22 protein-coding genes and 1 other RNA gene are annotated in these 18675 nt (G+C 54.4%); 11 read left to right on the top strand and 12 right to left on the bottom strand.

Features of this window, described 5'->3' with window-relative positions; all coding sequences use genetic code 11:
• Positions 1–12 precede the first annotated feature (12 nt).
• Positions 13–1134: a bifunctional chorismate mutase/prephenate dehydrogenase gene (gene tyrA / locus ADJ24_RS13355; RefSeq protein WP_023308870.1), complete on the bottom strand. Its 1122-nt coding sequence runs from the start codon at positions 1132–1134 to the stop codon at positions 13–15.
• 10 nt (positions 1135–1144) lie between these two features.
• Positions 1145–2215: a 3-deoxy-7-phosphoheptulonate synthase AroF gene (gene aroF, locus ADJ24_RS13350; RefSeq protein WP_023308871.1), complete on the bottom strand. Its 1071-nt coding sequence runs from the start codon at positions 2213–2215 to the stop codon at positions 1145–1147.
• A gap of 215 nt (positions 2216–2430) precedes the next feature.
• On the opposite strand from aroF, the gene ADJ24_RS13345 reads away from it, so the two are divergent.
• From ADJ24_RS13345 to ADJ24_RS13330, 4 genes are all read left to right on the top strand, one after another.
• The gene (locus ADJ24_RS13345) at positions 2431–2805 is read left to right on the top strand and encodes a DUF2799 domain-containing protein (RefSeq protein WP_023308872.1); all 375 of its coding nucleotides are present in this window, start codon (positions 2431–2433) and stop codon (positions 2803–2805) included.
• 152 nt (positions 2806–2957) lie between these two features.
• Entirely contained in the window at positions 2958–3494 is a 537-nt protein-coding gene (locus ADJ24_RS13340) for a YfiR family protein (protein ID WP_023308873.1), read from the top strand.
• Positions 3487–4707 carry a diguanylate cyclase DgcN gene (gene dgcN, locus ADJ24_RS13335; RefSeq protein WP_032667912.1) on the top strand — a complete coding sequence of 407 codons (1221 nt, stop codon included), beginning with the start codon at positions 3487–3489 and terminating at the stop codon, positions 4705–4707. The genes ADJ24_RS13340 and dgcN overlap by 8 nt, the downstream gene beginning before the upstream one ends.
• 12 nt (positions 4708–4719) lie before the next feature.
• Positions 4720–5205: an OmpA family protein gene (locus ADJ24_RS13330; RefSeq protein WP_023308875.1), complete on the top strand. Its 486-nt coding sequence runs from the start codon at positions 4720–4722 to the stop codon at positions 5203–5205.
• Between the two features lie 2 nt (positions 5206–5207).
• Here the strand turns inward: ADJ24_RS13330 and ADJ24_RS13325 are convergent, their stop codons facing one another.
• The 7 genes from ADJ24_RS13325 to ffh all read right to left on the bottom strand — a co-directional run bounded on the left by ADJ24_RS13325 (position 5208) and on the right by ffh (position 10626).
• Positions 5208–6578, bottom strand: a complete 1371-nt coding sequence (locus ADJ24_RS13325; protein ID WP_048702629.1) for a PepSY-associated TM helix domain-containing protein — start codon at positions 6576–6578, stop codon at positions 5208–5210.
• Positions 6579–6617: 39 nt separating this feature from the next.
• Positions 6618–7022, bottom strand: a complete 405-nt coding sequence (locus tag ADJ24_RS13320) for a DUF2946 domain-containing protein (RefSeq protein WP_023308877.1) — start codon at positions 7020–7022, stop codon at positions 6618–6620.
• Between the two features lie 132 nt (positions 7023–7154).
• Positions 7155–7502, bottom strand: coding sequence for a 50S ribosomal protein L19 (gene rplS / locus ADJ24_RS13315; protein ID WP_002914145.1), 348 nt, complete (start codon positions 7500–7502; stop codon positions 7155–7157).
• 43 nt (positions 7503–7545) lie between these two features.
• Positions 7546–8313, bottom strand: coding sequence for a tRNA (guanosine(37)-N1)-methyltransferase TrmD (gene trmD, locus ADJ24_RS13310; RefSeq protein WP_014832949.1), 768 nt, complete (start codon positions 8311–8313; stop codon positions 7546–7548).
• A 31-nt stretch (positions 8314–8344) separates the two neighbouring features.
• On the bottom strand, positions 8345–8884 hold the full coding sequence (gene rimM / locus ADJ24_RS13305) for a ribosome maturation factor RimM (protein WP_029741020.1): 540 nt from the start codon (positions 8882–8884) through the stop codon (positions 8345–8347).
• A 15-nt stretch (positions 8885–8899) separates the two neighbouring features.
• On the bottom strand, positions 8900–9148 hold the full coding sequence (rpsP, locus tag ADJ24_RS13300; RefSeq protein ID WP_003863133.1) for a 30S ribosomal protein S16: 249 nt from the start codon (positions 9146–9148) through the stop codon (positions 8900–8902).
• Positions 9149–9264: 116 nt separating this feature from the next.
• Entirely contained in the window at positions 9265–10626 is a 1362-nt protein-coding gene (ffh, locus tag ADJ24_RS13295) for a signal recognition particle protein (RefSeq protein ID WP_014884878.1), read from the bottom strand.
• A 166-nt stretch (positions 10627–10792) separates the two neighbouring features.
• Between ffh and ADJ24_RS13290 the strand changes: the two genes are divergently transcribed.
• Together ADJ24_RS13290 and ADJ24_RS13285 are read left to right on the top strand one after the other, a co-directional pair.
• Positions 10793–11584: a cytochrome C assembly family protein gene (locus ADJ24_RS13290; RefSeq protein ID WP_014884879.1), complete on the top strand. Its 792-nt coding sequence runs from the start codon at positions 10793–10795 to the stop codon at positions 11582–11584.
• Between the two features lie 19 nt (positions 11585–11603).
• The gene (locus ADJ24_RS13285) at positions 11604–12890 is read left to right on the top strand and encodes an HlyC/CorC family transporter (protein ID WP_025759264.1); all 1287 of its coding nucleotides are present in this window, start codon (positions 11604–11606) and stop codon (positions 12888–12890) included.
• Between the two features lie 52 nt (positions 12891–12942).
• Here ADJ24_RS13285 and grpE read toward each other — a convergent pair whose 3' ends face one another.
• A complete protein-coding gene (grpE, locus tag ADJ24_RS13280) occupies positions 12943–13536 on the bottom strand; it encodes a nucleotide exchange factor GrpE (RefSeq protein WP_023308880.1) in 594 nt (197 codons plus the stop codon).
• 122 nt (positions 13537–13658) lie between these two features.
• On the opposite strand from grpE, the gene nadK reads away from it, so the two are divergent.
• The 3 genes from nadK (at position 13659) to bamE (ending at position 16761) form a co-directional block, all read left to right on the top strand.
• Positions 13659–14537: an NAD(+) kinase gene (nadK, locus tag ADJ24_RS13275; RefSeq protein WP_008502500.1), complete on the top strand. Its 879-nt coding sequence runs from the start codon at positions 13659–13661 to the stop codon at positions 14535–14537.
• A gap of 85 nt (positions 14538–14622) precedes the next feature.
• Complete coding sequence (gene recN, locus ADJ24_RS13270) at positions 14623–16284, top strand: DNA repair protein RecN (protein ID WP_023308882.1); 1662 nt, start codon at positions 14623–14625, stop codon at positions 16282–16284.
• Between the two features lie 138 nt (positions 16285–16422).
• Positions 16423–16761, top strand: coding sequence for an outer membrane protein assembly factor BamE (gene bamE, locus ADJ24_RS13265; RefSeq protein ID WP_023308883.1), 339 nt, complete (start codon positions 16423–16425; stop codon positions 16759–16761).
• Between the two features lie 102 nt (positions 16762–16863).
• On the opposite strand, the gene ADJ24_RS13260 is transcribed toward bamE, so the two are convergent.
• Both ADJ24_RS13260 and ADJ24_RS13255 read right to left on the bottom strand, forming a co-directional pair.
• A complete protein-coding gene (locus ADJ24_RS13260; protein ID WP_023308884.1) occupies positions 16864–17151 on the bottom strand; it encodes an RnfH family protein in 288 nt (95 codons plus the stop codon).
• Positions 17141–17578, bottom strand: a complete 438-nt coding sequence (locus ADJ24_RS13255; RefSeq protein ID WP_024908332.1) for a type II toxin-antitoxin system RatA family toxin — start codon at positions 17576–17578, stop codon at positions 17141–17143. The genes ADJ24_RS13260 and ADJ24_RS13255 overlap by 11 nt, the downstream gene beginning before the upstream one ends.
• 156 nt (positions 17579–17734) lie before the next feature.
• Between ADJ24_RS13255 and smpB the strand changes: the two genes are divergently transcribed.
• A complete protein-coding gene (gene smpB / locus ADJ24_RS13250; RefSeq protein WP_008502505.1) occupies positions 17735–18217 on the top strand; it encodes an SsrA-binding protein SmpB in 483 nt (160 codons plus the stop codon).
• Positions 18218–18306: 89 nt separating this feature from the next.
• Positions 18307–18670: a transfer-messenger RNA gene (gene ssrA / locus ADJ24_RS23750) on the top strand.
• Positions 18671–18675: the final 5 nt, after the last annotated feature.

Below are 18675 nucleotides of genomic sequence, written 5' to 3'. Positions count from 1 at the left end.
TACATCATCGCATTACTGGCGACTGTCATTTGCCTGGCGCAACAGCGTCCGGCTCTCACTCTGGAAACGCTGAGCGTAATCGCCAAACCAGTGCTCGACCTTGCGGAAGCTGTCGATAAACGCCTGCTTGTCTCCGTGCTCCAGCAGCGTAATGGCTTCACCAAAGCGCTGATAGTAGCGCTTGATGAGCGCCAGGTTGTTCTCGGAGGACATAATAATGTCCGCGTAAAGCTGCGGATCCTGAGCAAACAGACGCCCGACCATCGCCAGCTCCAGACGATAGATAGGCGAAGAGAGCGCCAGAAGCTGTTCAAGCTGCACGTTCTCTTCCGCCAGATGCAGACCGTAGGCAAACGTCGCAAAGTGGCGCAGCGCCTGAATGAACGCCATGTTCTGATCGTGCTCAACCGCGCTGATGCGGTGCAGTCGCGCACCCCATACCTGAATCTGTTCCAGGAACCACTGATAGGCTTCCGGCTGACGACCGTCGCAGTAAACCACCACCTGCTTAGCCAGGCTGCCGCTGTCCGGTCCAAACATCGGGTGCAGACCCAGAACCGGGCCGGTATGCGCAGCCAGCATCGCCTGCAGCGGACCATTTTTGACGGAGGCCAGATCCACCAGGATACAGTCTTTCGGTAAAGGAGGTAGCTTTCCGACGATCTGCTCCGTCACGTGGATCGGCACGCTGACGATAACCATCCCGGCATCCTTCATGAGTTCCGGTGCCTGCGCCCAGTCCTCTTTTTCCAGAATGCGCACCTGATACCCAGAAAGCGTCAGCATTTTTTCGAACAGACGCCCCATCTGTCCCGCACCGCCGACAATCACCACCGGCCGCAGGGACGGGCAGAGGGTTTTAAAGCCTTTGTCGTTTTCGCTGGAATAGGATTCCCGCATCACGCGACGCAGAACATCTTCAATCAAGTCCGGAGAAACGCCCAGCGCCTGCGCCTCTTTACGACGGGAGGCCAGCATTGAGGCTTCGCGCTCCGGGACGTAAATCGGCAGGCCGTATTTGCTTTTCACCTCACCGACTTCGGCAACCAGCGCCATGCGGCGCGCCAGCAGGTCCAGCAGCGCCTTATCCACTTCATCAATTTGATCGCGCAGTGCGGTCAATTCAGCAACCATAACTAACCTCTTAAGCCAGACGCGTCGCCAGCTGGCCGTTCAAATCTTTGTGGATCTCACGCAGCAGCGCATCGGTGGTTTCCCAGCTGATGCAGGCATCCGTCACGGAGACGCCGTGCTTCATTGCGCTACGCGGTTGTTCCGATGACTGATTGCCTTCATGAATGTTGCTCTCAATCATCAGACCAATAATCGAACGGTTGCCATCTTTGATCTGTGCGATCACGGATTCCGCAACCGCAGGCTGGCGACGGTAATCTTTATTTGAATTACCATGGCTGCAATCTACCATCAGTGCCGGGCGCAGTCCCGCCTGCTCCATCTCTTTTTCACACTGCGCCACGTCCGCCGGGCTGTAGTTAGGTGCTTTCCCGCCGCGCAGGATCACATGGCCGTCCGGGTTGCCCTGCGTTTGCAGGAGGCATACCTGGCCCGCCTGATTGATACCGACGAAACGGTGCGGCATCGCAGCAGCGCGCATGGCGTTGATTGCCGTCGCCAGGCTGCCATCGGTACCGTTTTTAAAGCCAACCGGCATCGACAGGCCAGACGCCATCTCGCGGTGGGTTTGCGATTCTGTGGTACGCGCACCAATCGCCGACCAGCTGAACAGATCGCCCAGGTACTGCGGGCTGTTCGGGTCCAGCGCTTCGGTTGCCAGCGGCAGCCCCATGCTGACCAGCTCCACCAGCAGGCGACGCGCAATCTTCAGGCCTGCTTCCACATCAAACGAGCCATCCATGTGCGGATCGTTAATCAACCCTTTCCAGCCGACGGTCGTACGTGGCTTCTCAAAATAGACGCGCATCACCAGATAGAGGCTATCGCTGACCTCCTCCGCTAACGCTTTAAATCGACGAGCATATTCTATGGCGGTTTCAGGATCGTGAATGGAGCAAGGACCGCATACCACCAGCAGGCGCGGATCGCGGCCGGCGATAATGTCAGAAATGGTCTGGCGAGAGTGCTCGATCTGAGCCTCCTGCGCGACGCTCAGCGGAAATTCCGCTTTCAGTTGATCCGGAGTGATTAACACCTGTTCGTCAGTGATATGTACGTTGTTCAGCGCGTCTTTTTGCATGATGGCGATCCTGTAAAGCTCGTTTGCGATAGTTGTTTTCCTCAATGAGGTGAAACCACGATACCATAAAAAGTAAACATTTCAATCCAAAATACGTACACATTACTTTACACATGCCAATTTATTGCAAAAAATAAGCCGATAAAAACGTAAACTTTAAATTACAGACAGGTTTTCTTTAGCCAGGCTATGCTGAAGAAAAAAGGAGAATGGCTATGCGTTCAATTGCTCTCGCGCTGTTGTCGCTGTTTTTAACCGGCTGTCAGATCAATCCTTATACCTTCCAGCCCGACTGGACCAGCCCATCCTGGTTTGATGCAGGTAAAGAAGACGCCATGAATGGCCTGCCGGTTAAAGATAACCAGGCCCTGGCCGATAGTTTTAACGACACACACGTTGATCGTAGCGAATATCTTCGCGGCTATGCTGACGGTCAGAAAAAAGTCTGCGAAGAAGGGTTTATTCACGCCTGGGGATTAGCCGGCAAATCTTTCCCTGCAAGTTGCGATACAGCCGAAAATGCGGCCAAACTGCGTGCGTCATGGCAGCAAGGGATGGATGAAAGTATGCGCTCCAGCAGACTGAATTAATCTAATTTCATCCACCGGAAAATAAACAACAGTAGGATTTAGCTTAGGTCGGCCTCATGCTATTTCTGACATAATGACGGCCCTGATAAACAATGGTATTCTGCCCGCAACTCTTAAGGACATCTATTTCCAGAGCGATGTGGCGGATTCTGGTGAGAAATTTATTCTTGATCTCTTTTTTCCGACTCACTCTGGTGCTAACGCTGTTCCTTATAGTGGGCCCTGCGGCGGCAGGCACGCTTACGGAAACGGATAAATCGGTACGCTCGATTGTCTCAGGCATTGTGAGCTATACGCGATGGCCGTCACTTTCCGGGCAGCCTAAACTCTGCGTCTACGCCACTTCTCACTATACGCACGCCCTCAGCGGCGATGAGGGGCATAGCGAGTTACCTTATACTCCCGTTATTGTACGTAACGATCAGGAAGCCCTGGCCGCGACGTGCGATGCGATCTATTTCGGGTCTGAATCACCGGCAAAACAACTTGAATTAATAAGTCAATATCAGGGCAGAGCGTTGCTATTAATCTCAGAGCAAAATCCGGAATGTGTAATTGGCAGTGCCTTTTGCCTGATAATCGATCGCGGCCAGGTACGGTTCGCCGTCAACCTGGATGCATTGACGCGCAGTGGCGTAAGAGTCAATCCGGATGTATTAATGCTTGCACGGAATAAGCAGCATGGATAAAGATTTCACTTCAACGCCACGTCCGACGTTTAAAAGAACGTTGAGGCGAAACAGCATGATAAGCGTCATCATCACGATGACGTTAATATGGCTGCTGCTCTGTTTTGCTTCCGTCGTGACGTTAAAACAATACGCGCAAAAGAATCTCGAATTAACCGGCGCAACAATGAGCCACAGCCTGGAAGCGTCGCTGGTGTTCAACGACTCGCTGGCGGCCAACGAAACGCTGGCCGCCCTGGGCAAACAGGGCCAGTTTGCCGTGGCCGAGGTTATTAACGCGCATAAAAAGCGGTTTGCCTACTGGTCGTGGAACCCGGCGGACAACAACGATACGCTGGGCGCACTGGTCAGCCGCTGGCTTTTCCCCGTACCGGTTGCGCAGCCCATCATGCATAACGGCGCAACGATCGGCGAAATTCGCCTTACCGCGCGTGACAGCCTGATCGGCCATTTCATCTGGATGTCGTTTGCCGTTCTGACCGGCTGTATTCTCTTTGCAACCATCGTCGCGCTCACTATTACCCAGTCTTTGCATCACGGGATGGTCACGGCCCTGCAAAACATCACCGACGTGGTGCATGACGTTCGTACTAACCGTAACTTCTCCCGCCGGGTGAAAGACGGCCGTATCGAAGAGTTTCACCAGTTTGGTGAGGACTTCAACAGCCTTCTGGATGAGATGGAGGAGTGGCAACTCAAGCTCCAGGCGAAAAACGCCCAACTGCTGCGTACCGCCATGCACGACCCGCTCACCGGTCTTGCCAACCGCGCGGCGTTTCGTAACAGCATTGCGGCCTTAATGAACGACCCTTCTGCCAAAACGAACTCGGCCCTGCTCTTCCTCGACGGTGATAATTTTAAGTTTATTAACGACACCTGGGGACATGCGGCAGGAGACTGCGTGCTGATTGAAGTCGCCAGCAGGATGATGGAGTTTGGCGACAAACGTCACCAGGCATACCGCCTTGGCGGTGACGAATTTGCCATGGTGCTGTACGGCGTGCACTCTGAACTTGAGGTTCAACATATTTGTGCTGCGCTATCGCAGCAGTTTATCCGTCCGTTTGATCTTCATAACGGACAAAAAGCATCGATGTCACTCAGCATTGGCTTTGCTCTGGCGTGGGAAAATGCTTCCGTGGAAGCATTACTGGAGAGGGCTGACCGCAACATGTACCAGGTGAAAAACCAGCGTACGAAAACAACAAGTTAGAAGGGATACACTATGTTAAAACGTTACTTCGCGCCGATAGTTCTGGCCTCACTGGTTCTGGCAGGCTGTCAGTCGCCGCCGGAAGGTAAATTTACTCCTGAGCAAATTTCGGCGATGAAGTCTTACGGTTTTAACGAACTGAACGGTGACTGGTCGCTTGGCATGTCGGACACCATCCTGTTTGATAAAAATGACGCCAGACTGCGCCCGGAAAGTGAAACGCAGATCCAGTCCATGGCCTCTCGCCTGGCGGAAACCGGCCTGAACCACGCGCGAATGGACGGTCACACGGATAATTACGGGGAAAAAAGCTACAACGAAGCGCTGTCGTTAAAACGCGCCAATGCCGTGGCCGATGCCTGGGCGAAGGGCGCAAATATCCCGCGCAGCAACCTCACCACGCGGGGGTTAGGTCAAAAATACCCGGTTGCGAGCAACAGTACCCCGCAAGGGCGCGCTGAAAACCGCCGCGTCGCAGTGGTGATCAGCACGCCATAGGGTTATTTAGCGGAGGATTCGGCGAGCGTCACACTGGTTGCCGCTCGCCAGCGCAGCCAGTCCACCAGAACAAACAGCGCCAGACTCACGCCCATGACCGGCAAGGCCAGCCCCAGCAGTATGCTGATTACCACCGTAACCCCTCTTCCCCATACTGACAGCGCCAGCCAGCTCTGACAAAGCGTCTGTACCGGACTCACTGCCGACCGTGCCGGACGACGCATCCACCACATCCGGTAACCCCAAATAATGAGCACGCACAGGGCGAGGCCGAACGCCACCAGCAGCAGCTGATTCACCAGCCCGAATAAGATCCCCATATGGAAATCCACGCCCCAGCGGGTCAGTTTTGCCATTAACGGGAAATCCTCGAAACGGGTTCTGTCCAGGACCTGCATCGTCGAAGGATCAACCGCAACGGCGTCCACCTGAGTCGGCCAGCTGCGATCGATTTCCGTTACGGTCCAGGCGCTATCCGCCGTTTTTGCCGGGCGGATCTCCAGCCTCTTGGCATCAATTCCTGCGTTACGGGCCGCGCTTAATACTCCGTCAAACTGCGTCAGATCCATCGCCATTTCCGGCATCATCATTCCGCCGTGATGGCCCCGGTGTACGGCATGCTCATCCACGATCTCCTGTTGGCCGGAAAGCGTCGTGTTCACCTGCGGGGTGAGCCAGTTCATCTCTGCCCGCAGCTTATCGACGTTCCCGCCTGCCCATTGAGACCATGTCAGGCCGGTTGCAGAGAACAGCAACATTCCACCCAGCAGACTCCAGCCCAGCGTCACGTGCAGGCGACGACGATTCTGGAAGCGATTGTTGATCCGCCGTTTGGGTCGGGTATAAAACCACAGGGCAATACCGCCCAGCGCGGCAACCCACATCCAGGAGGCGGCAAGCTCGCTGTAGAGTCGACCCACGTCGCCCAGCATCAGAGAGGTATGCAGATAATCAATGGTCTGACGCAGCGGTAAAATCCCGCTGGTGCCGTATACCGTCATATCTCCCAGCACCTCCAGGCTTACCGGATCAATAAAAATAGCCCGGTTCTCCGATGGCCCAAGCGTCGGGTCAGCAAACATCACGCGGGTAGTTTCGCCTTCAGCCAGCCCCGGACGCACGGCGTGCAAATGCAAATCTGAGCCAACGGTTTTTTCCGCCACGGCGATTTGCTCCGCCAGCGGCTGCAGCTCGCCTACGGAATTCGTGTGGAGCGCGTGCCGGTAGAGCGCATTCTCCAGCTGTGGAGTCGCCACATATAGCGTACCGGTCAGCGCGGCAAAGAAGATAAACGGACCAACAAAAATCCCGACGTAGAAATGGAGGCGACGCAGCAGGTTTCCCCATGCCGCGCGCGGAGTGCAGGTAGTCATACTTTTCCTTTTTAAGGCAGTAAGTTATCGATTTATTTTTTAAAGGGAAAAAGCAGACTGCCGCGGCGGCGCGCGGGTATCAGGGTAAAGCCAGGGGAAAAAGTGCCAGTGACTGACCGCCTGGCGCGGCGGCTTAACGCGAAGCCTCTGCAGCACCGCGCTGAGCAGGACGATCAGCGCCAGCATCACGCCAGGGACATGCGCTAACAGCACGCAGTAGCCGCACGCTTCCGCATGGTCGACAGGCATCGTGTGCGGCATATCGCCGTGATGTTCGTCCATCGACATCATGCTCATGTCATGATGCATTCCCGGCATCGCGCTCATGGGATCTTTCTGCAAGGAGACGGAGATAAGCGGCGCTACCACGATCAGCAGGATCGCAAACAGCGCGGTCAAGGCCGCTGCGCGTTTCCGGTTAGGCTGATGCAGTACGTTATCCACTTCCCCTCCATTCAAGAGGCAAGCATTGTAAATGATTTATGACAAAAGGGTTAACGTGAGAAATGCGCAGGGATAAAAAAAGGGCCAGCCTTTCGGCCAGCCCTTTCTAACAGGATGTCGCTTAAGCGAATCTTAGTTCAGACGCTCTTTAATACGAGCAGACTTACCAGTACGCTCACGCAGGTAGTACAGTTTAGCTTTACGTACAGCACCACGACGTTTAACAGCAATGCTGTCAACTACCGGAGAGTGAGTCTGGAAGACACGCTCAACGCCTTCGCCGTTGGAAATTTTACGAACAGTGAATGCAGAGTGCAGACCGCGGTTACGAATAGCGATAACCACGCCCTCGAATGCCTGCAGACGTTTTTTGGAACCTTCAACAACCCATACTTTCACTTCCACGGTGTCACCTGGACGGAAGGAAGGTACGTCCTGCTTCATCTGCTCTTGTTCAAGTTGCTTAATAATGTTGCTCATAATTTAATCTCTTATCCTGGGTAAACTGATATTCGGGAGCGTATTACGCATTCCCATCATGTTCATGCTGCTGGTGCGCGTGTTCTGTTTTGAACTCGGCCAGCAACTTTGCTTGCTCTTCAGTCAGAGCCAGGTTTTCCAGAAGTTCAGGTCTTCTAAGCCAGGTTCGGCCCAGCGACTGCTTCAAACGCCAGCGACGTATCTCGGCATGGTTTCCAGACAGTAACACTGCCGGTACTTCCATCCCTTCTAACACTTCAGGACGAGTATAGTGTGGACAGTCCAGCAACCCATCGGCAAAGGAATCTTCCGTTGCCGAAGCTTCATGCCCCAGAACCCCCGGAATGAACCGGGCGACGGAGTCAATCAGCGTCATTGCGGGTAACTCACCACCGCTGAGAACGTAATCCCCGATAGACCATTCTTCGTCAATCTCGGTTTGAATTACGCGCTCATCTATCCCTTCGTAGCGCCCACAGACCAGAATCAGCTTTTGATTCGTCGCCAGTTCGCTCACGCCCGCTTGATCAAGCTTGCGTCCCTGAGGTGAAAGATAAATCACCTTTGCGCCTTCACCTGCCGCGGCTTTTGCTGTGTGAATGGCGTCCCGTAAGGGTTGCACCATCATTAGCATCCCCGGTCCGCCGCCGTAAGGACGATCGTCCACGGTACGGTGCCGGTCATGAGTAAAGTCACGAGGACTCCAGCTCTGGATGCTCAGCAGGCCATTCTTTACTGCCCGGCCAGTTACCCCGTAATCGGTAATCGCGCGGAACATTTCAGGAAACAGGCTAATTATGCCAATCCACATAGCGCCGTCTTTTACCGTTTATCCGGAGAATTTAAAAACCAGGATCCCAATCTACTTCAATGGTTTGAGTAGTGAGATCGACTTTCTTGATAACCTGTCCATCGAGGAACGGAACCAACCGCTCCTTGATGCCAAATGCATCTTTCAGGTTTGCCTTAATGACGAGAACGTCATTTGACCCGGTTTCCATCATATCGATGACTTTCCCCAGGCTGTAGCCTTCGGTAGTGACTACCTGGCAACCCATAAGGTCTTTCCAGTAGTAGTCGCCCTCTTCCAGCTGTGGCAACTGCGACGAATCCACGACAATTTCACAATTAGTCAGTGCATTCGCAGCATCACGATCGTCAACGCCTTTCAGCTTGATGATGATGTCCTGATTGTGGTGACGCCAGCTTTCCAGCTCGACCTCTTCCCACTTACCGCCTTTCTGGATAAACCAGGGCTGGTAATCAAAAATGCTATCAGCGTCTTCAGTGGAGGAAAACACTCTGAGCCAACCACGGATACCGTAGCAAGAACCCATTTTTCCCAATACGATCGGTTCAACAGGTGCTTTATTGCTCATCATGACCACCGTGACAGATTAAGCTGCTTTGTTTGCTGCTTTGATCAGCGTAGCAACGCGATCGGAAACAGTAGCGCCCTGGCCAACCCAGTGAGCGATACGATCCAGATCCAGACGAGTTTCTTCTTCTGCGCCAGCGGCCAGTGGGTTGAAGAAACCAACGCGCTCGATGAAGCGACCGTTGCGTGCATTACGGCTGTCAGTCACAACAACCTGGTAGAACGGACGCTTTTTAGCGCCGTGACGAGCTAAACGAATAGTTACCATAACATCCTCTTGTGTGAATAAAACAACCGGGCCCCATCGAGGAACGGAGCCCGGGTGTCATATTAAAAGCCCGAAAATTTTACTCATTTTCGGGCAAAAAGCAATCTCAAAAGCGATTAACGCCCTGGAAAACCGGGTGGCATCATGCCTTTCATGCCGCGCATCATCTTCGCCATGCCGCCTTTCTTCATTTTCTTCATCATGCGCTGCATGTCGTCGAACTGTTTCAGAAGGCGGTTAACGTCCTGCACCTGCATGCCGCAACCGGCTGCGATACGGCGTTTACGGGAACCTTTGATGATGTCCGGGTTAGCGCGCTCTTTGAGGGTCATCGAGTTGATGATCGCCTCCATACGCACCAGCACCTTGTCATCCATCTGCGCTTTCACGTTGTCAGGGATCTGGCCCATGCCCGGCAGTTTGCCCATCAGGCTGGCCATGCCGCCCATGTTTTTCATCTGACGCAGTTGCTCAAGGAAATCGGTGAGATCGAAACCGTCGCCTTTTTTCAGCTTGCTGGCCAGCTTCTCGGCCTGCGCGCGGTCAACCTTGCTCTCGATATCTTCGATCAGCGACAGCACGTCGCCCATGCCGAGGATACGGGAGGCAATACGATCCGGGTGGAACGGCTCGAGCGCTTCAGTTTTCTCGCCCACGCCGAGGAATTTAATCGGCTTACCGGTGATGTGACGAATGGAGAGCGCCGCACCGCCGCGGGCGTCACCGTCCACTTTGGTCAGCACCACGCCGGTTAACGGCAGGGCTTCGTTGAACGCTTTCGCGGTGTTCGCCGCATCCTGACCGGTCATGGCGTCAACCACAAACAGGGTCTCTACCGGGTTGATAGAGGCATGCACCTGTTTGATTTCGTCCATCATCGCTTCGTCAACGTGCAGACGACCGGCGGTATCCACCAGCAGCACATCGTAGAATTTCAGCTTCGCTTCTTTCAGCGCCGCGTTAACGATGTCGACAGGCTTCTGCGCCACGTCGGACGGGAAGAAATCTACCCCGACCTGCTCGGCCAGAGTTTCCAGCTGTTTGATCGCCGCCGGGCGATAAACGTCCGCAGAGACCACCAGCACTTTCTTCTTGTGCTTTTCACGCAGGAATTTACCCAGCTTACCGACGCTGGTCGTTTTACCCGCACCCTGCAGGCCCGCCATCAGCACCACGGCCGGCGGCTGAGCCGCCAGGTTAAGCACCTGGTTCTCTTCGCCCATCGCCGAAACCAGTTCATTACGAACGATTTTGACGAACTCCTGACCCGGGGTCAGGCTCTTGTTAACTTCATGACCAACCGCCTTCTCTTTTACGCGGTTGATAAAATCACGAACAACCGGCAACGCGACGTCTGCTTCCAGCAGCGCCATGCGCACTTCGCGCAGCGTTTCCTTGATGTTCTCTTCAGTAAGGCGTCCGCGGCCGCTGATGTTGCGCAGCGTGCGCGACAAACGATCGGTTAAATTATCAAACATTGTCTCTCGCCTGAGTAGAAACGTTGGGCCGCCATGGGCGACACATACACAGAATTTTGCCGGAGTATAACATGAAGGCGCCTTTGTTGTTATGCAACGGTTGGAGCAGGCGTCACGTAACGTTATACTGCTTCTCTTTCTTATTAAGACAACTGTCGATGCCTATATGCCTGTTTTCGCACTGATCGCCCTTGTTGCCTACTCTGTCAGCCTCGCGCTGATCGTTCCCGGCCTGCTGCAAAAAAACAGCGGCTGGCGGCGCATGGCTATTCTTTCCGCGGTAATCGCACTGATTAGCCACGCGTTTGCGCTGGAATCACGCATCATTCCCGGCGACGGCAGCGTGCAAAACCTGAGCGTCCTCAACGTCGGCTCGCTGGTCAGCCTGATGATCTGTACGGTAATGACCATCGTCGCGTCTAAAAATCGCGGCTGGCTGCTGCTGCCGATTGTCTATACCTTCGCGCTGATCAATCTGGCCCTCGCCACCTTTATGCCTAATGAATTCATTACGCATCTGGAGGCCACCCCGGGGATGCTGGTCCATATCGGCCTGTCGCTCTTTGCCTACGCGACGCTGATCATCGCCGCGCTTTACGCCATGCAGCTCGCCTGGATTGACTACCAGCTGAAAAACAAAAAGCTGGCGTTTAATCATGAGATGCCGCCGCTGATGGTCATTGAGCGTAAGATGTTCCATATCACCCAGGTGGGCGTGGTGCTGCTGACGCTCACGCTCTGCACGGGCCTGTTTTACATGAAGAACCTGTTTAGCGTGGAGAATATCGATAAAGCGGTGCTCTCTATCATCGCGTGGTTTGTCTATATTGTCCTGTTATGGGGCCATTATCATGAAGGCTGGCGCGGTCGTCGCGTGGTCTGGTTCAACGTCGCGGGTGCGGGCATTCTCACCCTTGCCTATTTTGGCAGCCGCTTCATACAGCAATTTGCTGGCTAAGTAACAAAAGGAGTTCCCCCTGGAACACATCTCTACCACCACGCTGATCGTTATCCTGATCGTCATGGTGGTCATATCCGCCTATTTCTCCGGCTCGGAAACCGGCATGATGACCTTAAACCGCTACCGGTTACGTCATCGTGCTAAACAGGGTAACCGTGCCGCACGTCGCGTTGAAAAACTGCTCCGCAAGCCGGATCGCCTGATAAGCCTGGTGCTCATCGGCAACAACCTTGTCAACATTCTTGCCTCAGCCCTCGGCACTATCGTCGGGATGCGCCTGTACGGCAACGCCGGGGTGGCAATTGCCACCGGCGTGCTGACGTTCGTGGTGCTGGTGTTTGCCGAAGTGCTGCCGAAAACCATCGCCGCGCTTTACCCGGAGAAAGTCGCTTACCCGAGCAGCTTCCTGCTGGCACCGCTGCAGATCCTGATGATGCCCCTGGTCTGGCTGCTGAACATGGTGACGCGCGTACTGATGCGCATGGTGGGAATCAAAGCCGATGTCACCATCAGCAGCGCGCTCAGCAAAGAGGAGCTGCGCACCATCGTGAATGAATCCCGCTCGCAGATCTCCCGGCGCAATCAGGACATGCTCCTGTCGGTGCTGGATCTGGAAAAGGTGAGCGTGAACGACATCATGGTGCCGCGTAATGAAATCGTCGGTATCGACATCAATGACGACTGGAAAGCCATCGTCCGCCAGCTGACGCACTCCCCGCACGGGCGTATTGTGCTTTACCGCGACTCGCTGGATGACGCCATCAGCATGCTGCGCGTGCGCGAAGCCTACCGTCTGATGACCGAGAAAAAAGAGTTCACCAAAGAAGTGATGCTGCGCGCCGCCGACGAGATTTACTACGTGCCGGAAGGAACCCCGCTCAGCACGCAGCTGGTGAAATTCCAGCGCAACAAGAAGAAGGTCGGCCTGGTGGTCAATGAGTACGGCGACATTCAGGGACTGGTGACGGTCGAAGATATTCTGGAAGAGATTGTCGGGGACTTTACCACGTCAATGTCGCCTTCCCTCGCGGAAGAAGTCACCCCGCAAAACGACGGCTCGGTGCTGATTGACGGTAGCGCGAACATTCGTGAACTCAACAAAGCCTTTAACTGGCATTTGCCGGAAGATGAGGCTCGTACGATCAACGGGATGATTCTGGAAGCGCTGGAAGAGATCCCGGCGGCGGGCACGCGGGTGCGGATTGAGCAGTATGATATTGATATCCTGGACGTGCAGGACAATATGATTAAGCAGGTGAAAGTCCTGCCCGTAAAACCCCTACGCGAAAGCATCGCGGAGTAAGGCTGTAGGCCGGGTGAGGCGAACGCCGCCACCCGGCACTATGGATAGCGAATTACGCTTTCGCTTTCGCCACGGTCACCATCGCCGCGCGAATGGTACGCCCGTTCAGGGTGTAACCTTTCTGCATCACGCCCAGCACCTTACCGGCTTCCACCTCTTCGGACTCCACCATCGCAATCGCCTGGTGAACGTTTGGATCCAGCGGGACGTCGGTGTCGGCAATCACTTCCACACCAAACTTACGCACCACGTCGAGCATGGATTTCAGCGTCAGCTCGATACCTTCGATCATCGCCGCGTTGTCCGGATTCGCTTTATCAGCCACTTCCAGCGCGCGATCGAGGCTATCAATTACCGGCAGCAGTTCGTTGACGAATTTCTCCAGCGCAAATTTATGCGCCTTCTCAACGTCCTGCTCGGTACGGCGACGCAGGTTTTCCATTTCCGCCTTGATGCGCAGAACACCATCGCGTTCGCGATTCTGCGCTTCTACCAGCTGGGCTTCCAGATTCGCAATTTTTTCATCGCGCGGGTCCACCTGCTCAGCAGATGCGTCTGGCTCTACAGCCTCAACTTCATCATGCTGTTCCGTGATAATTTCTTCAGGGGCTTGCCCCTCAGGCGTTTTCTGTTCTTTACTACTCATGAATTTCTCCGCGTTTTTCTGCATTCATCTCGCTAACTTCGCTTATTATGGGGATCAGTTTCCGGGATTCAAGGGAACAAGACAGATTGTCATCATTCATCAGGCACAAGGACCTCCAGAAAATGAATAATCATTTCAGGTGTATTGGGATCGTCGGGCATCCGCGTCACCCTACCGCACTAACGACACATGAAATGTTGTATCGCTGGTTGTGTAGCAAAGGCTATGAAGTGATGGTCGAGCAGCAGATTGCGCAGGAGCTGCAGCTGAAGAGCGTCAAAACCGGCACGCTGGCGGAAATTGGCCAACAGGCCGATCTCGCCGTGGTGGTGGGCGGCGACGGCAACATGCTCGGCGCGGCCCGCACGCTGGCGCGTTATGACATTAAGGTCATCGGCATCAACCGTGGCAATCTCGGCTTTTTAACCGATCTCGACCCGGACAATGCGCAGCAGCAGCTGGCTGACGTGCTGGAAGGGCACTATATCAGCGAAAAACGCTTTTTACTGGAAGCGCAGGTGTGCCAGCAGGACTGCCAGAAGCGCATCAGCACCGCGATTAACGAGGTAGTTCTTCACCCCGGAAAAGTGGCGCACATGATTGAATTCGAAGTTTATATCGACGAAATCTTTGCCTTCTCCCAGCGTTCCGACGGGCTAATTATCTCCACTCCGACCGGCTCAACTGCCTACTCGCTTTCTGCCGGTGGCCCGATCCTGACGCCCTCGCTGGATGCCATTACCCTGGTGCCGATGTTCCCGCACACGCTCTCCGCCCGTCCGCTGGTCATCAACGGCGACAGCACGATACGTCTGCGCTTCTCGCACCGCCGTAATGACCTGGAGATCAGCTGCGACAGCCAGATAGCGCTACCGATCCAGGAAGGTGAAGATGTTCTCATTCGTCGGTGTGATTACCACCTTAATCTGATTCACCCGAAAGATTACAGCTATTTCAACACATTAAGCTCGAAGCTTGGCTGGTCAAAAAAATTGTTCTGATTTTGCATCCAGTACTTTACTGTATAAAAAACCAGTTTATACTGTATGAAAACACAGTTATGGTTTTTCATACAGGAAAACAATTATGCTGGCACAACTGACCATCAGCAACTTTGCCATTGTTCGTGAGCTTGAGATCGATTTCCACAGCGGCATGACGGCGATCACCGGGGAAACCGGTGCAGGTAAATCCATTGCCATTGATGCCCTCGGCTTGTGCCTTGGCGGCCGCGCAGAGGGCGACATGGTGCGCATGGGCGCAAACCGTGCCGATCTGTGCGCCCGCTTCTCCCTGAAAGACACCCCTGCAGCCCAGCGCTGGCTGGAGCAAAACCAGCTTGAAGATGGACGTGAGTGTTTACTTCGCCGCGTGATCAGCAGCGACGGTCGTTCACGTGGCTTTATCAACGGCACGGCGGTCCCGCTCTCCCAGCTTCGCGAACTCGGCCAGCTGCTTATCCAGATCCACGGTCAGCACGCGCATCAGCAACTCGTCAAACCTGAACAGCAGAAAGCGCTGCTCGATGGCTACGCGGGTGAGTACGCGCTTACTCAGCTTATGGCGGAACACTATCGCCAGTGGCATCAGAGCTGCCGTGAACTTGCCCAGCACCAGCAGCAAAGCCAGGAGCGCGCTGCACGTGCGGAGCTGCTGGCGTACCAGCTTAAAGAGCTGAACGAATTCAACCCGCAGCCGGGTGAGTTTGAGCAAATAGACGAAGAGTACAAGCGCCTGGCGAACAGCGGTCACCTGCTCTCAACCAGCCAGAATGCGCTCAACCTGCTGGCGGATGGCGAAGACGTGAACCTGCAGAGCCAGCTGTATAACGTCCGCCAGCTCATTACCGAACTGGTCGGCATGGACAGCAAGCTTTCAGGCGTCCTGGATATGCTGGAAGAAGCGGCGATTCAGATCTCCGAAGCCAGTGACGAACTGCGCCACTACTGTGAACGTCTGGATCTCGATCCGAACCGTCTGTTTGAGCTGGAGCAGCGTATCTCCCGTCAAATTTCACTGGCGCGCAAGCACCACGTCACGCCGGAAGAGCTGCCAGGATTCTATCAGTCTCTGCTGGAAGAACAGCAGCAGCTTGACGATCAGGCTGACTCGCAGGAGACCCTCTCTCTCGCGGTGAACCTGCATCATAAACAGGCGCTGGAGACAGCGCAAAAGCTGCATGAAATCCGTCAGCATTACGCTCAGGAGCTAAGCCAGCACATCACCGACAGCATGCACACGCTGGCGATGCCGCACGGTATCTTCACCATCGATGTTCGCTTTGAAGAGAACCACCTGACGGCAGAAGGTGCGGACCGCATCGAGTTCCGCGTCACTACCAACCCGGGGCAGCCGCTGCAGGCTATCTCCAAAGTGGCATCCGGCGGTGAACTGTCGCGTATTGCACTGGCGATTCAGGTGATTACCGCGCGTAAAATGGAAACCCCGGCGTTGATTTTCGATGAAGTGGATGTCGGCATCAGCGGCCCAACGGCGGCGGTGGTGGGTAAACTGCTGCGCCAGCTAGGCGAATCAACGCAGGTGATGTGTGTCACCCACCTGCCGCAGGTCGCGGGCTGTGGTCATCATCACTTTATCGTCAGCAAAGAAACCGACGGTGAAATGACCGAAACGCATATGAAGCCGCTGGATAAACGTGCGCGTCTGCAGGAGCTGGCTCGCCTGCTCGGCGGCAGCGAAGTCACACGTAACACGCTTGCGAACGCGAAAGAACTGCTGGCGGCATAAACTTTTTCGGGATCTCAGGGTCATACAGAACAACAAAAACGCCGCCAGACCGGTTTCAAAGTGGGGCAAGGTCTATTATCATCGGCATATTACATATGAGCCGCGTTCTGCTCGGGCCCGAAAAGGAATCAAATCACTATGCGTTGTAAAATGCTGACCGCTGCCGCAGCGGTTCTTCTGATGTTGACCGCAGGCTGTTCCACTCTGGAGAAAGTGGTTTACCGTCCTGACATCAACCAGGGGAACTACCTTACCCCTAACGATGTGTCCAAAATCCGTGTGGGGATGACACAACAGCAGGTCGCTTATACACTGGGAACCCCGATGATGTCCGATCCGTTCGGCACTAACACCTGGTTCTATGTATTCCGTCAGAAGCCGGGCCACGAAGATGCGACCCAGCAGACCCTGACGCTGACCTTCAGCAGCGCCGGTGTGTTGACCAACATCGACAACAAGCCTGCCCTGACCAAGTAATCAGAAGTCAGAAATGCAAAAAGGTGCTCATTGAGCACCTTTTTGTTTTTCTTTTATCCCCTCGCCCCTGTGGGGAGAGGGTCAGGGTGAGGGGAAAACACGCTACTTACCCGCTTTCTCCGCACGCTGACGACGCAGCTCTTTCGGGTCGGCAATCAGCGGACGATAAATCTCCACTCGGTCGCCCTCTTTCAGCACATCACCCAGCTTCACCGGACGGCTATAAATCCCGACCTTATTTTTCGCCAGGTCAATATCGCTGCGAAGTTCGAGGATGCCGGACGCGCGGATAGCCGCCTCAACGGTTGCCCCCTCTTCCAGCGTCACGCGCTGCAGATACTGCTTCTCCGGCAGCGCATAAACCACTTCTACAGCAATCTTATGCGACACTGTAAACCTCTTTGGCGCGGGTGGTGAACGCCTGAACCATATTCGAAGCCAGCTCTTTAAAGATGCGGCCAAACGCCAGCTCAATCAGCTTATTGGTAAATTCAAAGTCCAGCTGGAACTCGATGCGACAGGCGTCAGCGCTCAGCGGCGTAAACTTCCAGCCCCCCATCAGGGTTTTAAACGGACCATCCACCAGATGCATCAAAATACTCTGATTGCTGGTCAGCGTATTGCGGGTGGTGAACGTCTTGCTGATCCCCGCTTTGGAGACATCCACCGCCGCGGTCATCTGCGTCGGGCCGGACTCCAGAACGCGGCTCCCGGTGCATCCCGGAATAAATTCTGGATAAGACTGAACATCGTTCACTAACTGATACATTTGTTCCGCGCTGTAAGGCACGAGCGCAGTACGGCTAATCTGAGGCATAGCATTTCCCATGGTCACACAACGGACAAATAATAACATTTATCACCTGTTAAAAAAACGCTAAGCCTCATCTCGTGCTAAGATAGCGCGTTAGACCTCACAGGACGCAATGAGGTGACTTTTTGAAATCAGATTACCGACGGCTTTACGACACTTATGACGAAGAAAAAAGCACATAAACCAGGCTCGGCGACCATTGCGCTCAACAAGCGTGCTCGCCACGAGTATTTCATTGAAGAAGAATTCGAAGCTGGCCTTGCGTTGCAGGGCTGGGAAGTAAAATCGCTGCGCGCCGGGAAAGCCAACATCGGCGATAGCTACGTGATCCTGAAAGATGGCGAAGCCTTCCTGTTCGGCGCGAACTTTACGCCGCTGACCGTCGCCTCCTCACACTATGTGTGTGACCCAACGCGCACCCGCAAGCTGCTGCTGAACAAGCGTGAGCTGGAATCCCTCTACGGACGCATCAACCGTGAAGGTTTCACCGTGGTAGCCCTGTCGCTGTACTGGAAAAACGCATGGTGCAAAGTGAAAGTTGGCGTCGCGAAAGGTAAAAAACAGCACGACAAACGTACTGACCTGAAAGAGCGCGAGTGGCAGCTTGATAAAGCGCGCATTATGAAAAACGCAGGACGTTGATTCTGCACACTTATTGTACTATTCAATAAGTTAGCGTTCCGGGCTGGTATCCAGGAAGTGAAATCTGGTATACTTAGTTCAACACTATTGGGGCTGATTCTGGATTCGACGGGATTTGCGAAACCCAAGGTGCATGCCGAGGGGCGGTTTGCCTCGTTAAAAGCCGCAAAAAAATAGTCGCAAACGACGAAAACTACGCTTTAGCAGCTTAATAACCTGCTCTGAGCCCTCTCTCCCTAGCTTCCGCTCTTAAGACGGGGATCAAAGAGAGGTCAAACCCAAAAGAGATCGCGTGGAAGCCCTGCCTGGGGTTGAAGCGTTAAAACTAATCAGGCTAGTTCGTTAGTGGCGTGTCTGTCCGCAGCTGGCGTGCGAATGTAAAGACAAACTAAGCATGTAGTACCGAGGATGTAGAAATTTCGGACGCGGGTTCAACTCCCGCCAGCTCCACCAAATAA

It is taken from the genome of Enterobacter sp. 940_PEND (assembly GCF_001059415.1).
GTDB classification, from domain to species: domain Bacteria; phylum Pseudomonadota; class Gammaproteobacteria; order Enterobacterales; family Enterobacteriaceae; genus Enterobacter; species Enterobacter cloacae_M.
This window is presented reverse-complemented; position numbering and strand designations above follow the sequence as displayed.

What these genes read in the sequence shown, in the direction of transcription:
- tyrA (WP_023308870.1), bottom strand. Translation starts at nt 1,134, where the DNA reads ATGGTTGCTGAATTGACCGCACTGCGCGATCAAATTGATGAAGTGGAT.
- aroF (WP_023308871.1), bottom strand. Translation starts at nt 2,215, where the DNA reads ATGCAAAAAGACGCGCTGAACAACGTACATATCACTGACGAACAGGTG.
- ADJ24_RS13345 (WP_023308872.1), top strand. Translation starts at nt 2,431, where the DNA reads ATGCGTTCAATTGCTCTCGCGCTGTTGTCGCTGTTTTTAACCGGCTGT.
- dgcN (WP_032667912.1), top strand. Translation starts at nt 3,487, where the DNA reads ATGGATAAAGATTTCACTTCAACGCCACGTCCGACGTTTAAAAGAACG.
- ADJ24_RS13330 (WP_023308875.1), top strand. Translation starts at nt 4,720, where the DNA reads ATGTTAAAACGTTACTTCGCGCCGATAGTTCTGGCCTCACTGGTTCTG.
- ADJ24_RS13325 (WP_048702629.1), bottom strand. Translation starts at nt 6,578, where the DNA reads ATGACTACCTGCACTCCGCGCGCGGCATGGGGAAACCTGCTGCGTCGC.
- rplS (WP_002914145.1), bottom strand. Translation starts at nt 7,502, where the DNA reads ATGAGCAACATTATTAAGCAACTTGAACAAGAGCAGATGAAGCAGGAC.
- trmD (WP_014832949.1), bottom strand. Translation starts at nt 8,313, where the DNA reads ATGTGGATTGGCATAATTAGCCTGTTTCCTGAAATGTTCCGCGCGATT.
- rimM (WP_029741020.1), bottom strand. Translation starts at nt 8,884, where the DNA reads ATGATGAGCAATAAAGCACCTGTTGAACCGATCGTATTGGGAAAAATG.
- rpsP (WP_003863133.1), bottom strand. Translation starts at nt 9,148, where the DNA reads ATGGTAACTATTCGTTTAGCTCGTCACGGCGCTAAAAAGCGTCCGTTC.
- ffh (WP_014884878.1), bottom strand. Translation starts at nt 10,626, where the DNA reads ATGTTTGATAATTTAACCGATCGTTTGTCGCGCACGCTGCGCAACATC.
- ADJ24_RS13290 (WP_014884879.1), top strand. Translation starts at nt 10,793, where the DNA reads ATGCCTGTTTTCGCACTGATCGCCCTTGTTGCCTACTCTGTCAGCCTC.
- grpE (WP_023308880.1), bottom strand. Translation starts at nt 13,536, where the DNA reads ATGAGTAGTAAAGAACAGAAAACGCCTGAGGGGCAAGCCCCTGAAGAA.
- nadK (WP_008502500.1), top strand. Translation starts at nt 13,659, where the DNA reads ATGAATAATCATTTCAGGTGTATTGGGATCGTCGGGCATCCGCGTCAC.
- recN (WP_023308882.1), top strand. Translation starts at nt 14,623, where the DNA reads ATGCTGGCACAACTGACCATCAGCAACTTTGCCATTGTTCGTGAGCTT.
- bamE (WP_023308883.1), top strand. Translation starts at nt 16,423, where the DNA reads ATGCGTTGTAAAATGCTGACCGCTGCCGCAGCGGTTCTTCTGATGTTG.
- ADJ24_RS13255 (WP_024908332.1), bottom strand. Translation starts at nt 17,578, where the DNA reads ATGCCTCAGATTAGCCGTACTGCGCTCGTGCCTTACAGCGCGGAACAA.
- smpB (WP_008502505.1), top strand. Translation starts at nt 17,735, where the DNA reads ATGACGAAGAAAAAAGCACATAAACCAGGCTCGGCGACCATTGCGCTC.